The organism is Humibacter soli (assembly GCF_054779035.1).
Genome location: NZ_BAAGYX010000001.1, coordinates 730,126 through 743,594, shown reverse-complemented (window position 1 = coordinate 743,594; position 13,469 = coordinate 730,126). Strand labels below are relative to the sequence as shown.

Here is a 13,469-nt window from a genome sequence, read left to right as displayed (position 1 = left end):
GGCCGGGGCTGGCGGGCGCGTCGCCCGCAACGGGCGGTTCTCACGCGCCGCCTAGACTGAATGCTCGTGACCTCAGCCGCCCTTGCCGCCGTTCTCTTCGACATGGACGGCACCCTCGTCGACACCGAGCCGTACTGGATGCAGGCGGAGACCGAGCTCGTGCTGGCGCACGGTGGGAAGTGGACGCACGACGACGCCCTGCTCCTCGTCGGCTCCGGCCTGTGGGAGTCCGCGAAGGTCTTCCAGCAGCACGGCGTCGACCTCGATGCGGACACCATCGTCGACACGCTGACCCGCAGGGTGCAGGAGCAGCTCGACGCCAACGGCGTCCCGTGGCGCCCTGGCGCCAAGGAGTTGTTGCTCGACGTCAAGGAGCACGGGGTGAAAACGGCGCTGGTCACGATGTCGATCCGCGAGATGGCCGAACAGGTCGTCGCGCACGTCCCGTTCCCCGCCTTTGACCTGCTCGTCACGGGCGACGAGGTGGAGCGACCCAAGCCGTACGCCGACCCCTATCTCGACGCCGCTCGCGCCCTCGACGTCGACCCGGGGCACTGCATCGCCATCGAGGACTCGATGAACGGGCTCACCTCGGCGGTCGCGGCCGGCACGGTCGCGATCGGCGTGCCACACATGATCCCGCTGCCCGTGAACGACGACGAGCACACGTTGTGGCCAACTCTCGCGGGCAGGGGATACGACGATCTCGTCGCACTCTTCCAGGAGCGCGTCAAGTGACCGAGTCTGCTCTGCCTGCGTCATCCGGTCCGTTCCGCGCGGGGGACAGGGTGCAGCTCACCGGCCCTCGCGGCCACCTGCACACCATCACCCTGGAGCCCGGCAAGGTCTTCCACACCCACAAGGGCCCGCTGGAGCACGACGCCATCATCGGCCTGCCCGACGGCTCCGTCGTCACGAACGCCGCGGGTGTCGAGCATCTGGCCCTCCGCCCGCTGCTCACCGACTTCGTGATGTCGATGCCGCGCGGCGCCGCCATCGTGTACCCGAAGGATGCCGCACAGATCCTCGCCCAGGCCGACATCTTCCCCGGCGCGAGCGTCGTCGAGGCCGGCGTCGGCTCTGGCGCGTTGTCGCTGTGGCTGCTGCGCGCGATCGGCCCCGAGGGCCGCCTCGCATCGTTCGAGCGCCGCGACGAGTTCGCCGACATCGCCCGCGGCAACGTCGAGACGTTCTTCGGCAGGGTGCCGGACAACTGGTTGGTGACCGTCGGAGATCTTCAACAAGAGCTGCCGGCCAAGGCGCCGGACGGCACCGTCGACCGCATCGTGCTCGACATGCTCGCCCCGTGGGAGTGTGTGGATGTCTGTGCCACCGCTCTCAAGCCCGGCGGAGTCCTTCTCTGCTACGTGGCCACCGTCACCCAGCTCTCCCGCGTCGCCGAGGCGATCAGGGCGAGCGGGCTGTTCACTCACCCGAGCTCGTCGGAGACGATGGTGCGCGGATGGCACGTCGAGGGCCTGGCGGTGCGTCCCGACCACCGCATGATCGCGCACACCGGCTTCCTCATCACCGCCAGACGACTCGCCCCGGGCACCGTGCTTCCTGAGCTCAAGCGCAGGGCGTCGAAGAGCGAGTACAGCGAGGACGACGTCGAGGCGTGGACGCCCGGCGCCCTCGGCGAGCGGGTGGTGAGCCCGAAGAGCCTCCGCAAGCGCGTGCGTGAGGCATCTCAGTCGGCCAGGCTCGCGGCCGAGCGGGACGCCGGCAGCGACGACGCCGACCTGGCAGAGGGGCATCACGAGGTCGACTAGCATGGGATGCCGGAGCGCGGGTCCCGTCCGTCCTGTTCGGTTCTCCCGCCCGTCCGTCTCATCCCAACGTCGCTCGTCGAAAGAGGAACCGTGCGCACAGCCCCCGCACGCAGAGTGCCAGCACTCGTCGCCGCCGCTGCCCTCGTCGCTCTGGCCCTGACCGGATGCACCTCCGCGAGCTCCAGCAGCTCCTGCGTGCAGCCCGGCATCGCGTCGTCGCAGGTCAGGGTCTCGGGTGGTGTGAACTCCCCGAAGGCGACCTTCCCGACGCCGTTGGACTCCAGCACTCTGCAGAAGAGCGTCATCCACGAGGGCACGGGCGAGACGATCTCGGACGGCCAGCTGGTCATCGGTCAGGTCGCCTACTACGAGGGCAAGACGGGCACAGCGCTCGGAGCTCCCGGCGAGACGGACATCGTCGCAGGCCCCGACTCGACGGGCAACAGCACCATTCCCGGTCTGCAGAAGGCCATGGCCTGCAGCACGGTGGGCTCGCGCATCGCCGTCACGGGAACGGTCAAGGACTTCTTCTCCGACCCGACCCAGGTGGGGCTCGCCGCTGACGCCACCATGGTGTTCGTCTTCGACCTGAAGAAGGCCTACCCGAGCCGCGCCGACGGAGCACCTCGCCCCGCTCAGCCGGGCATGCCGACCGTGGTGCTCGCGCCGAACGGCCAGCCGGGCATCAAGATCCCCTCGCACGATGCTCCGACCAAGTTGGCATCCGCCGTCCTCAAGCAGGGCTCCGGCGTGACGGTGACGAAGAAGGACTCGGTGCTGGTCAACTACACGGCTGTCGCGTGGAGCAGCCCCGACACGGTCGCATCCTCGAGCTGGACCAACGGCTCGCCCGTCGTCTGGCCCGACACGACGGGGCAGAGCTACTCGCCGCCGGCATCCGTTCTGAAGGAGCTCGTCGGCAAGCAGGTGGGCAGCCAGATCATCGTGGTGACGCCGGGAAGCAGCGCGACGGCGTTCGTCATCGACATCCTTGGCATCTGGAAGTAGCCCATCGACTCCCGGTGAGTCTCCTAGGATTGGCATCGTGTCTCAACACAGGGTGCCGGTCGAGGAACGTCTGTTCTCACTCGTTCTGGCACTCGTCGCCACCGAATCGGGGCTGACGAAGAACGAGGTCCTCTCCAGCGTTCAGGGGTACAACTCCCGTTACCGCGAGGGCGGCGACAACAGCGCTCTCGAGCGGCAGTTCGAACGTGACAAAGACGACATCCGCGAGCTCGGCGTGCCGTTGGAGACGGTCGAAGACCCCGGCGACCCCGGCAACAACCAGGCGCTGCGGTACCGCATCCCCAAGACGGGCTACGACCTGCCAGCGGACATCACGTTCTCGCCCCAGGAGATGACACTGCTGCTCCTCGCCGCGCGCGTCTGGCGCGAGGGATCGCTGTCCGCCGAGTCGCGCCGCGCGATCATGAAACTGCGCACCCTCGGCGTCGAAGCGGATGACCCGGTCGTGGGCTACGCCCCTCGACTGCGCACCAGGGAGGCCGCGTTCGAGCCGTTCGAGATCGCCCTGGAGCGCAATGCCGTCGTGCAGTTCGACTACCTGAAGCCGGGCGAGCCTGCGCCCAAGAAGCGCGTCGTCGAGCCGTTGGCGCTCGTGCAGTTCCATGGCAGGTGGCTGCTGCACGGTCACGACAGGGGAGCCGACGGCCCGCGCACGTTCCTGCTCTCCCGCGTCATCGGGCAGCCGCGCGTCACCCAGGCCACGTTCACGCGCCGCGGAACGGACTTCGCCGCACACGCGATCGACCAGCTCGAGGAGATCTGGCACCGCAACGTCGCGGAGGTCGATGTCGTGCCCAACACCGATGCACGCCTGCGCCTCGGCAAGCGCGAGGACTCAGAGGTCACGGCAGACGGGCACCTGCTGGTGCACTACTCCGACCTGGCCCTCCTCGCCGACGAGCTTGCGAGCTACGGACCCGAGGTTCGGGTGATCTCGCCGCAAAGCCTCGTGGATGCCGTGCTTCAGCGCCTCCAGACCACGTTCACAGCCCACAGCACCGCGCCCGTCACCGGCCCGGGCACAGCACCTGACGGGGAGGTGCTCCGTGGCTGACGCGCCCCGCGATGCGCGCGACAAGCTCGCGCTGCTGCTCTCCCTCATCCCGTATCTGATGGACCACGACCGAGCCCCCGTGACGGATGTCGCCGCGGCGTTCGGCGTCACCCCGAAGCAGATCCGCGAGGCCGTGCACCTCATCGCGGTCGCGGGTGTTCCGGGTGAGTCGCGCGCCTACCTCGCGGATGACCTGTTCGACATCGACTGGGATGACCTCGAGCAGAACGACCTCATCTCACTCACCCACACCGTGGCCATCGATGACACCCCTCGTCTCTCCGCACGCGAGGCCGCTGCCCTCATCGCCGGACTGCAGTACCTGAGCTCCCTTCCCGAGCATGCAGACCGCGACACCATGGCTTCCCTGATGGCCAAGCTCGAGCGGGGAACCGCCTCCGGTGCAGCGCAGGTCGCCGTTGCCCCCGTCTCGCTCCGCGACACCGTCAAGACGATCAGAGATGCGATCGACGCCCGCACCCAGGTCGACTTCGACTATGTGAGCGCACGAGGCGACGGTGAGCGCCGCACGGTCGATCCGTTGCGCATCGAGTCGGTGAACGACGACTGGTACCTGCGAGGCTGGTGCCACCTGCGCGAGGCCGTCCGCACGTTCCGGCTCGACCGCATCGACCGCCTCGTCTCCACCGGGCGTCCGATCAGCGAGCACGCTGCAGGCGTCGTGCTTCCCGAGCGACTCTTCCAGGGCTCATCCGACGACCTCACGGTCGCGGTCGACGTCGCGGCCGCCGCGCTGCCGTTGATCGCGGACTACATCCCCGACGAGGCGGCGCGGGTTCGCGACGGAGACATCGTGCACACCAAGGTGCGGGTGGCGCACTATCACGGCCTCAAACGGCTGGTCGCCCGCTTCGCTGGCTCGATCACCGTCACAGGGCCCGAGGACGCCAGGGCAGCGGTCGCCGAGTGGGTCCTCGCCGGAACGGCACGCTATGAAGAGGGAGGCCGCTGATGCCCTGGTGGTCGTGGCTCCTGATCTGGCTGGTGCTCTCGCTGGCGCTTCTCGCCATGCTCGGCTACTTCGGCTACCGGCTCTTCGTCAAGGCGATGACGACCTTGCAGGCCCTTGGGGACCTCACTGACAAGACCGAACTGCTCTCTAGCCAGTTCAATGAGGATTCAGAGCCCGTCTTCCATCCCGCCGTGTTCGGGCCAGTCCGTGAATACGCGCAGAACTGGGAGCAGCGCCGTGCCCGCAATGCAACGATCAGGCATACTCGACGGGAAGCTCGAATACGACGCGGTAGACTCCTTGTGAGTGCCGATCCACGTCGGTTCTCCCATCTACTGCGAAAGCGACACTGAAATGCTTGGCGACCTGTTCAGCGGTTGGCATATCTGGATCATCCTGCTCATCATCGTGCTCCTCTTCGGAGCGACTCGTCTGCCCGCACTGGCGCGGAGCATCGGCCAGTCGACGCGCATCTTCAAGAAGGAGATCCGCGAGGGCCAGAGCGAAGACGAAGCCGCCGAGGCGGCCAAGGCTGCGAAGGCCGAGTCCGAGGCGAAGGCCGAAGCAGCGCCGGCTGACAAGCCCGCCGACAAGATCTAGCCTGCCGTGACCACCGCCGCTCGAACCAAGCGCGGCAGCAGCAATCCCGAAGGCAGGATGTCCCTTGGGGCCCACCTCAGGGAACTGAAGAACCGCTTCTTCTGGATTGCGGGCGGCATCGCGGTCGGGGCCATTGCAGGCTGGTTCCTCGAGCCGTACGTCTGGGACGCGATCAGCCTTCCGGTGCACGAGATTGCAAAGTCGCAACACGCGAGCATCAACTGGCCCAACGTCACAGCAGCGTTCGACCTGAAGCTGCAGTTGAGTGTCTACATCGGCATCATCATCAGCTCTCCGTTGTGGCTCTACCAGATCTTCGCGTTCCTCACCCCTGGGCTGACACGCAAAGAGAAGGGCTACACGTTCGGCTTCTTCTTCACAGCCGTTCCGCTCTTCCTCGCCGGATGCGCGGCGGGCTGGTGGGTCGTGCCCCACATCGTGGCCGTGCTGACGAGCTTCGTGCCGAACGGAGAGACCACGCTGCTCGTGGCGTCGGACTACTTCAACTTCGTGCTGAAGCTGATCATCGTCATCGGCATCGCGTTCGTGCTCCCGGTATTCGTGGTGCTGCTCAACTTCATGCGTGTGATCAGCGCCAAGGCCATCATCAAGGCGTGGCGCTGGGCGATCCTCACGATCATGGTGTTCACGGCGATCGCGACGCCGTCGGCAGATGTCATCTCGATGTTCCTGCTCGCGATGCCGTTGGTGGTGCTCTACGTGCTCGCATGGGTCGTCGCCTGGCTGCACGACCGTCGCATCGAGAAGCAGAGCGACGACATCGAGGCAGAACTCGCCACCTGACGTGCCCGTCGGCGCGACCTCATAGTCTGATGGCATGACCGATCAGCTCTCGCCCGCCGAACGGTTCTCGGCGTCGCGTGCCCGCACGGGACATCCGCGCCTCGAGGAGTTCCTGCGGTGGCAGCGATTCGATCTCGACCCGTTCCAGCACGAGGCCTGCGCGAGCCTTGAAGACGGGCGCAGCGTCTTGGTCGCCGCGCCGACCGGTGCAGGCAAGACGGTGGTGGCCGCGTTCGCGGTGGCCCTGGCGATGGCGCAGCCGAACGCGAAGGTGTTCTACACCACGCCGATGAAGGCGCTCTCCAACCAGAAGTACCAGGAGTTCGTCGACGAGTACGGCACGGATGACGTCGGCCTGCTCACCGGCGACACCAACGTGAACGCGGGCGCACGCGTGGTCGTGATGACGACCGAAGTGCTCCGCAACATGCTGTACGCCGAGTCCGACCTGCTGCAGGACCTGGCGTACGTGGTGATGGACGAGGTGCACTACCTCGCAGACCGCTTCCGCGGTGCTGTCTGGGAGGAGGTCATCATCCATCTGCCCAGCGAGGTGCGGCTGGTGTCGCTCAGTGCGACGGTGTCCAACGCCGAGGAGTTCGGTGACTGGCTGCAGGCGGTTCGCGGCGATACGGATGTCATCGTGTCGGAGTCGAGGCCCGTTCCGCTTGAGCAGCACGTTCTGGTGCGCCAGCGCATGGTCGACCTCTTCGAGTCGGCTTCGAGGGGAGCAGCCAATCGCGTGAACCCCGAGCTGGTTCAGATGGCGCGCGTCGGCGGGCGGCCGTCGGGGTCGCGCCAGTTCAGCGACCGCGGGCGCCGTCACTCCAGGGGAGCCCGTCCGGACGCCGGGCGGCTCGACCGACCTGACGTCATCCGTCTGCTGGATGACCGCAACCTGCTGCCCGCGATCGTGTTCGTGTTCAGCCGGGCAGGCTGCGACCAGGCCGTCTCCCAGGTGCTGCGGTCGGGCATCCGTCTCACTGAGGCGCACGAGCGCGACGAGATCAGGGCCGTGGCCGAGGAGCGCTGCCGCACGATCGCGGACGAGGACCTCGCCGTGCTCGGCTATTGGGAATGGCTCGAGGGCCTGCAGCGTGGCGTCGCCGCGCACCATGCCGGACTGCTCCCGGCCTTCAAGGAGGTCGTCGAGGAGCTGTTCCAGCGCAAGCTCGTCAAGGTCGTCTTCGCAACGGAGACGCTGGCGCTCGGCATCAACATGCCTGCACGCACCGTCGTTCTCGAGCGGCTGGAGAAGTTCAACGGCGAGGCCCGCGTGCCGATCACGCCGGGGGAGTACACCCAGCTCACCGGGCGCGCGGGGCGACGCGGCATCGATGTGGAGGGCCACTGCGTCATCCAGTGGCGCGACGGCCTCGACCCGCAGGCCGTCGCCGCGCTGGCGTCGAGGCGCAGCTATCCGCTGAACTCGAGCTTCCGGCCGACGTACAACATGGCGGTGAACCTCATCGCCCAGTTCGGCAGGGAGCGCACGAGGGAGATCCTCGAGTCGTCGTTCGCCCAGTACCAGGCCGACCGGGCGGTGGTCGACCTGGCGCGCACTGTGCGCAAGCAAGAGGAGTCCCTCGCCGGCTACGAGCAGGCCATGCAGTGCCATCTCGGGGACTTCGCGGAGTACGCCGCCCTGCGGAGGCAGCTCAGCGACCTCGAGCGCACGAACGCCAAGTTCGGCTCGTCCAAGTCCGCCGCTCCGGCCTCCGGTCCGAACAGCGCAGCGGCCAGGGAGAAGCGCTCGCGCGAGCTCGCCGAGCTGCGGCGACGCATGCGACAGCATCCGTGCCACGGCTGCGCAGAACGCGAGCAGCACGCCAGGTGGGCCGAGCGCTGGTGGCGCCTCAAGCGCGAGACTGATGCCCTCACCCGACAGATCAGGCACCGCACCGGCGCCGTCGCCACGGTGTTCGACCGCGTCACCGACGTGCTCATCGAACTGGGCTATCTGGTGGAGCGGGACGACGTGCTCGCTCCCTCGCAGCACGGGCACACCCTCGCCCGCATCTACGGCGAGCGTGACCTGCTCGTCGCCGAGTGCCTGCGACGCGACGTCTGGAGCCGACTGGACGCGCCGGGTCTCGCCGCGATGGCCTGCGCCCTGGTCTTCGAGCCGCGCCGCGACGAGCAGAACCCCTCAGAGCGCTTCCTTCCGAACGGAGCCTTCAGAGAGGCCCTGCAGAAGACGCAGGAGCTCTGGGCGCGACTCGACGAGCTCGAGCGCGAGAACAGACTGCCGGGAAGCGAGCCGCTCGCCACGGCGCTGTGCCTCGCGATGCACCAGTGGGCATCCGGCCGGCCCCTTGCCGCGGTGTTCACCGAGGCTGACCTGCCCGCCGGCGACTTCGTGCGGTGGGCGAAGCAGGTGATCGACCTGCTCGATCAGCTCTCCGGCGTGGCACGAGGTCCTCTGGCGGCCGTGGCGAGGGATGCCCTGCTGTCGGTGCGCAGAGGCATCGTGGCCTACTCCGGCGTCGCCTGAGCCCGGCTGACGTCGGCGTGCAGTGCAGCGCTGCACATAGCCGCGTCCCTTATGCTCGATCTTCGTGAATCAGCCGTCCCGTCCGCCTCTTCCCTTGTGGCTGGCGATCGTGGTCGGGGCTGGCGGGGGAGTCGTCTTCGACGGGGCATTTCCCGCCATCTCGTGGTGGCCTCTGGCGTTCGTGGGACTGGTGCTCATGCTCGTTCCGCTGATCGGCCGATCGGTCAGCGGCGCCCTGCTCGTCGGGTTCTGCTCGGGGCTCGCGTTCTACCTCACCCAGGTGGCCTGGACGGCGCTCTACCTCGGTCCCGTGCCATGGCTCGCGCTGTCGATCTTCGAATCGCTGCTGTTCGCGGTCGGGGCCGCGGTGATCACACTCGCGTACCGATGGGTTCCGCGAGCGTTCCCGAATGCACTCGGCCGGCTGGGACTGCTGCCCGTCGCCGTCGGCGGCGTCTGGACCGCCAGGGAGTGGGTCTCCGGAAACTGGCCGTACGGCGGGTTCGCGTGGGGGAGAGCCGCACTCTCGCAGTCCGAGAGCCCGTTGGCGCACCTCGTGGCGTGGTTCGGCATCGCCGGGGTGTCGTTTCTGATGGTCTGGCTGGTGGCACTCGTCATCGAGTGCGTGCGCTACCCGCGACATCCGCTCGCCTGGCTCCGTGAGAGCCGACCGGATGCCGCAGCCGAGCGTCCGTGGCCGCGCATCGCCGTCGCTCTGGGGGCCATCGCCCTCGTGCTCGCCGTTCCGCTCTGGCCCGCGACCGTATCGGGCTCGACGCGGATCGGCGCCGTGCAAGGCAACGGTCCGGCGGGATACTTCGACCCGCACCAGCCGGGCGACGTGATGAACGCGCAGATCGAGGCGACGATCCCGCTCATCGGCAAGGACGTCGACATGGTGGTGTGGCCGGAGGGCAGCGCCGACATCGATCCGACGGAGGACTACTCGTCGGCTGCCGTGCTGAACAACCTCAGCAGCCGTCTGGGCGCACCGATGATCGTCGGCACCATCACGCATCGGCACGGCAAGTACTACAACACCTCGCTGCTCTGGAAGGCCGGAAAAGGTGCGGTCGCCTACTACGACAAGAAGCACCCTGTGCCGTTCGGCGAGTATGTTCCCGACCGCTCGTTCTGGATGCCGTTCGCCCCGAGCCTGCTCAGCCTCATCGGGCGTCAGTACACTCCGGGCTCATTGCCGAACGTCTTCGACGTGAACGGCGTCAAGGCGGGCATCTCGATCTGCTTCGACATCGTCGACGACCAGCTCACCACCGACATGATGAACGGTGGAGCCCAGGTCATCCTGGCCCAGACCAACAACGCCGACTTCGGCCGCACCAAGGAGAACATGCAGCAGCTGGCGATCGCCAGGCTGCGGGCCGTCGAGACGGGCAGAAGCCTGGTGAACATCTCCACGGTGGGCACGAGCCAGATCATCGACCCGAACGGCCGCACCATCGCTCAGATCCCGGCGTACAAGCCGGGGGCGATGCTGACGGATGTCCCGCTCGGCACGACGACGACGCCGGCGACCCTGCTGAGCAGGGCCATCGAGGTGCTCGTCAGCGGCCTCGGCCTGGGCGCGGTCGTCGTGGCGGCGCTCACCGTATCGCACAGACGCTCTCGTCGTCGCTGAGCGCATCCTCAGCCAGCGCGGTCGCACCGAGCGACTGCTGGACGCCCGCGCCGACCGCCCGAGCCTGAGATGAGTACACGAAAAAACACAGCCTGCCCGACGGCAGGCTGTGTTCGAATCGTTCGGGGTCAGGCGCCGATCTTGTGCTCGCCCCTGCGGGCGCGCAGGTACGCGAGGCGCTCTTCGAGGAGCTCCTCGAGCTCGGCGCGCGTGCGGCGCTCGAGCAGCATGTCCCAGTGGCTTCGCGGCGCCTTGACGTCGGAGCGGTCGATCTCCACCGGAGCGTCGTTCACAAGCAGCGTCGCCTCGTGGCCGCAGTACTTGCACTCCCAGGTCTCGGGAGCTTCTGCGTCGGCCGCGAACACGACCTCGGTCTCTCGGTCGCACGACGCGCACTTGTAGGTGTAGTTGGTACGGGCTGAGAACGTGACGCCCTCTTCGCTCTGTAGGCTCTGGGCGCCCAGTCTCATGCCGCGCAAGCTGCGATCTGCCATTGTGTGGTCCCCTTCTCGCGATGCATCCACACTTATAAACCGTCAAGCTGGGCATTCTCTGCCCGGCGCGCGCAGGGATTCAGCCCCCTTTCAGGTGATTTTCCCGATCGCGCCCGCGCTGCGCGACCGGTTGACAACGTCGAAGAGCAGGTCGCAGCGGTCGGAGATCACGCCGTCGACGCCCAGAGCGAGCAGTTCGCGCATCTGGTCGACGTCGTTGATCGTCCACACGTGCACCTCGCGTCCTGCGGTGTGCACCGCCCTGACGAACGCGGGGGAGACCACTGTGATGCGACCGCTGCGAGGCGGCACCTGAACGGCGTCCACATCGCGCAGACCGAGCCGCACAAGTGGGCCGAGTCGCAACCAGGTTCCGAGCATCGCCACGACCACTCCAGGCGTGGACGCCGAAGTGGCGACGCCGCCGATGGCCTTCACCACAGCCCGACGGCGGCGCTGATCGAACGCGGTGACGAGAACACGCGACTCCGCGCCGGCGTCGCGAATCGCCCGAGCAGTCGGCTCGATGGCCGCTGCCGTCTTCACGTCGATGTTGAATCGGGCGTCGGGGAGCTCGGCGAGGGCTTCGGAGAGGGTCGCGAGGCGGCCTCCTCCCGTGAGGTCGAGCGCCTTGAGTTCGGCGAGCGTGAGCTGCTCGACCGCGCGAGGGTCGCCTGCGATGCGCGCAAGGTCGTCGTCGTGACAGATCACCGCGACGCCATCCGAACTGGCGTGCACATCCGTCTCGATGATGTCGGCACCGGCGTCGAGTGCCGCCCTGAATGCGGGGATGGTGTTCTCGGGCGCGTCGGAGGCGAGCCCGCGGTGGGCGATCACCCGTGGTGGCTCGCCATCGAAGAAGGCGGCCTGGTCAGACATCCTCTGGCCGCGTGTCGGTTGGCGGCGTGTCTGACGGCGGTGTGTCCGACCCCGGTGCGGTCGACGGCGGCTCGTTCGACGCCTCGCCGGTCGGATCAGCCGGCCCGGCAGGCGGCGTGTCGACGAGTTTCTCGATCGGCGTGTCGATCAGTTTGTCGACGGGGGTCTCGGCCGGAATGTCGGCGGTCTCGGCCGCGATGCGGTCGAGATCCGCGTAGGACTTCGGCTTCGACGGCGTGCCGGACGGACGCTTGCCGAGAGCCGCGAAGCCCTCCCCGATGCCGCGCAGTGCCTCATTGAGCTCACTCGGGATGAACCAGAGCTTGTTCGATGCGCCCTCGGCGATCTTCGGAAGCGTCTGCAGGTATTGGTACGCCAGCAGCAGGTTGTCCGGATTTCCCTCGTGGATCGCAGCGAACACCGTCTCGATGGCCTTCGCCTCGCCCTCTGCGACGAGCACCGCGGCGCGTGCCTCGCCCTCCGCGTTGAGGATGGCCGCCTGCCGGTTGCCCTCTGCGGTGAGGATCGCCGACTGCTTCGTGCCCTCCGCGGTGAGGATGAGCGCTCGGCGATCACGCTCGGCACGCATCTGCTTCTCCATGGAGTCCTGGATCGAGGCGGGCGGATCGATCGACTTGAGCTCGACGCGACTGACGCGGATGCCCCACTTGCCGGTCGCCTCGTCGAGGACCACACGGAGCTGGCTGTTGATGTTGTCACGGCTTGTGAGCGCCTGTTCCAGGTTGAGGCCACCGACGACGTTACGCAGCGTGGTCGTCGTCAGCTGTTCGACGGCGCCGAGATAGTTCGCGATCTCGTAGGTCGCTGCACGGGCATCCGTCACCTGGAAATACACGACGGTGTCGATCGACACCACCAGGTTGTCCTCGGTGATCACCGGTTGGGGCGGGAAGCTCACGACCTGCTCACGCATGTCGATCAGTGGCCGCAGGCGGTCGATGAACGGCACCAGCAGATTCAGCCCCGGCATGAGCGTCTTGTGGTAGCGACCGAGCCGCTCCACGATGCCGGCCGTGGCCTGAGGCACGATCCGTACCGCCCTCGCCAGCGTCACGATGACGAAGATGAGGACGACGAGCAGGATGATGCCGACGATGATCTGCACGATGAGCGTCTCGCCGTTGGTCATATCGTTGAGCCTTCCTTGGGCACGACGACCGCCGTCGCGCCCTCGATCGCGGTGACCAGCACGAGCTCACCGGGTTGCACTGCTGCAGATGCCGGGCTGCCGAGCCTGGAGGTCCAGGTCTCGCCGTTGGCCAGCTTCACGAGGCCCTTGCTGTCGCCACCGAAGGACTGCACGACCTTGCCTTCTTGCCCGAGCAGCGCTGCGACGTTGCTACGCGTCGGATCACCGCCCTTGCGAAGGGCACGCAGAAGCGGCGGGCGTATCAAGAACAGGAGCAGAACCGAGAGCACGGCGGCGACGATGATCTGTGCCCACCACGGCAAGCCGAACAGGCCGCTGAGAAGGCCGCCGAGCGAGCCGATGGCCAGCATCAGGAAGATGAAATCGAGCGTGAGCATCTCGATGATCACGAACACCAGGATCAGCACGAGCCAACCGATCCAGGCGAACGACGAGACGTCCATGTCGTGGCTCCCTCCGCGATCTCTCCGACGCTACCAGGATGCGTCCTGCACCCCGCAAGAGCGCCGCGCGATTAGGTCACGAAAGGAGCGACGGATGGCGCCTGAGATACTGTCCTG

General features: G+C 67.3%; 14 protein-coding genes. 10 read left to right on the top strand and 4 right to left on the bottom strand.

The genetic code is table 11. The features are described from left to right. Positions 1-66 precede the first annotated feature (66 nt). From ACYVDN_RS03460 to lnt, 10 genes are all read left to right on the top strand, one after another. Entirely contained in the window at positions 67-738 is a 672-nt protein-coding gene (locus tag ACYVDN_RS03460) for an HAD family hydrolase (RefSeq protein WP_460568475.1), read from the top strand. After that, positions 735-1,772 (top strand): tRNA (adenine-N1)-methyltransferase, encoded by a 1,038-nt coding sequence (locus ACYVDN_RS03455; protein WP_460568473.1) that lies wholly within the window; start codon positions 735-737, stop codon positions 1,770-1,772. Before ACYVDN_RS03460 ends, ACYVDN_RS03455 begins: the two co-directional genes overlap by 4 nt. A gap of 90 nt (positions 1,773-1,862) precedes the next feature. Beyond that, the gene (locus tag ACYVDN_RS03450; protein WP_460568471.1) at positions 1,863-2,780 is read left to right on the top strand and encodes an FKBP-type peptidyl-prolyl cis-trans isomerase; all 918 of its coding nucleotides are present in this window, start codon (positions 1,863-1,865) and stop codon (positions 2,778-2,780) included. 37 nt (positions 2,781-2,817) lie between these two features. Next, positions 2,818-3,855 carry a helix-turn-helix transcriptional regulator gene (locus ACYVDN_RS03445; RefSeq protein WP_460568469.1) on the top strand — a complete coding sequence of 346 codons (1,038 nt, stop codon included), beginning with the start codon at positions 2,818-2,820 and terminating at the stop codon, positions 3,853-3,855. Beyond that, positions 3,848-4,828, top strand: coding sequence for a helix-turn-helix transcriptional regulator (locus ACYVDN_RS03440; protein WP_460568467.1), 981 nt, complete (start codon positions 3,848-3,850; stop codon positions 4,826-4,828). Before ACYVDN_RS03445 ends, ACYVDN_RS03440 begins: the two co-directional genes overlap by 8 nt. After that, positions 4,828-5,181, top strand: a complete 354-nt coding sequence (locus ACYVDN_RS03435; RefSeq protein WP_460568465.1) for a hypothetical protein — start codon at positions 4,828-4,830, stop codon at positions 5,179-5,181. The genes ACYVDN_RS03440 and ACYVDN_RS03435 overlap by 1 nt, the downstream gene beginning before the upstream one ends. Before the next feature lies 1 nt (position 5,182). Continuing rightward, positions 5,183-5,428 carry a Sec-independent protein translocase family protein gene (tatA, locus tag ACYVDN_RS03430; RefSeq protein ID WP_460568463.1) on the top strand — a complete coding sequence of 82 codons (246 nt, stop codon included), beginning with the start codon at positions 5,183-5,185 and terminating at the stop codon, positions 5,426-5,428. 6 nt (positions 5,429-5,434) lie between these two features. Next, entirely contained in the window at positions 5,435-6,232 is a 798-nt protein-coding gene (gene tatC, locus ACYVDN_RS03425) for a twin-arginine translocase subunit TatC (protein ID WP_460568461.1), read from the top strand. A 34-nt stretch (positions 6,233-6,266) separates the two neighbouring features. Further along, complete coding sequence (locus ACYVDN_RS03420; protein ID WP_460568458.1) at positions 6,267-8,726, top strand: DEAD/DEAH box helicase; 2,460 nt, start codon at positions 6,267-6,269, stop codon at positions 8,724-8,726. Positions 8,727-8,790: 64 nt separating this feature from the next. After that, on the top strand, positions 8,791-10,365 hold the full coding sequence (lnt, locus tag ACYVDN_RS03415) for an apolipoprotein N-acyltransferase (protein WP_460568456.1): 1,575 nt from the start codon (positions 8,791-8,793) through the stop codon (positions 10,363-10,365). Between the two features lie 128 nt (positions 10,366-10,493). Here lnt and ACYVDN_RS03410 read toward each other — a convergent pair whose 3' ends face one another. The 4 genes from ACYVDN_RS03410 to ACYVDN_RS03395 all read right to left on the bottom strand — a co-directional run bounded on the left by ACYVDN_RS03410 (position 10,494) and on the right by ACYVDN_RS03395 (position 13,352). Next, positions 10,494-10,859: an RNA polymerase-binding protein RbpA gene (locus ACYVDN_RS03410; RefSeq protein ID WP_460568454.1), complete on the bottom strand. Its 366-nt coding sequence runs from the start codon at positions 10,857-10,859 to the stop codon at positions 10,494-10,496. Positions 10,860-10,949: 90 nt separating this feature from the next. Then, on the bottom strand, positions 10,950-11,738 hold the full coding sequence (locus ACYVDN_RS03405; protein ID WP_460568452.1) for a glycerophosphodiester phosphodiesterase: 789 nt from the start codon (positions 11,736-11,738) through the stop codon (positions 10,950-10,952). Next, the gene (locus ACYVDN_RS03400; RefSeq protein ID WP_460568450.1) at positions 11,731-12,888 is read right to left on the bottom strand and encodes an SPFH domain-containing protein; all 1,158 of its coding nucleotides are present in this window, start codon (positions 12,886-12,888) and stop codon (positions 11,731-11,733) included. The genes ACYVDN_RS03405 and ACYVDN_RS03400 overlap by 8 nt, the downstream gene beginning before the upstream one ends. Beyond that, a complete protein-coding gene (locus ACYVDN_RS03395) occupies positions 12,885-13,352 on the bottom strand; it encodes an NfeD family protein (protein WP_460568448.1) in 468 nt (155 codons plus the stop codon). Before ACYVDN_RS03395 ends, ACYVDN_RS03400 begins: the two co-directional genes overlap by 4 nt. Positions 13,353-13,469: the final 117 nt, after the last annotated feature.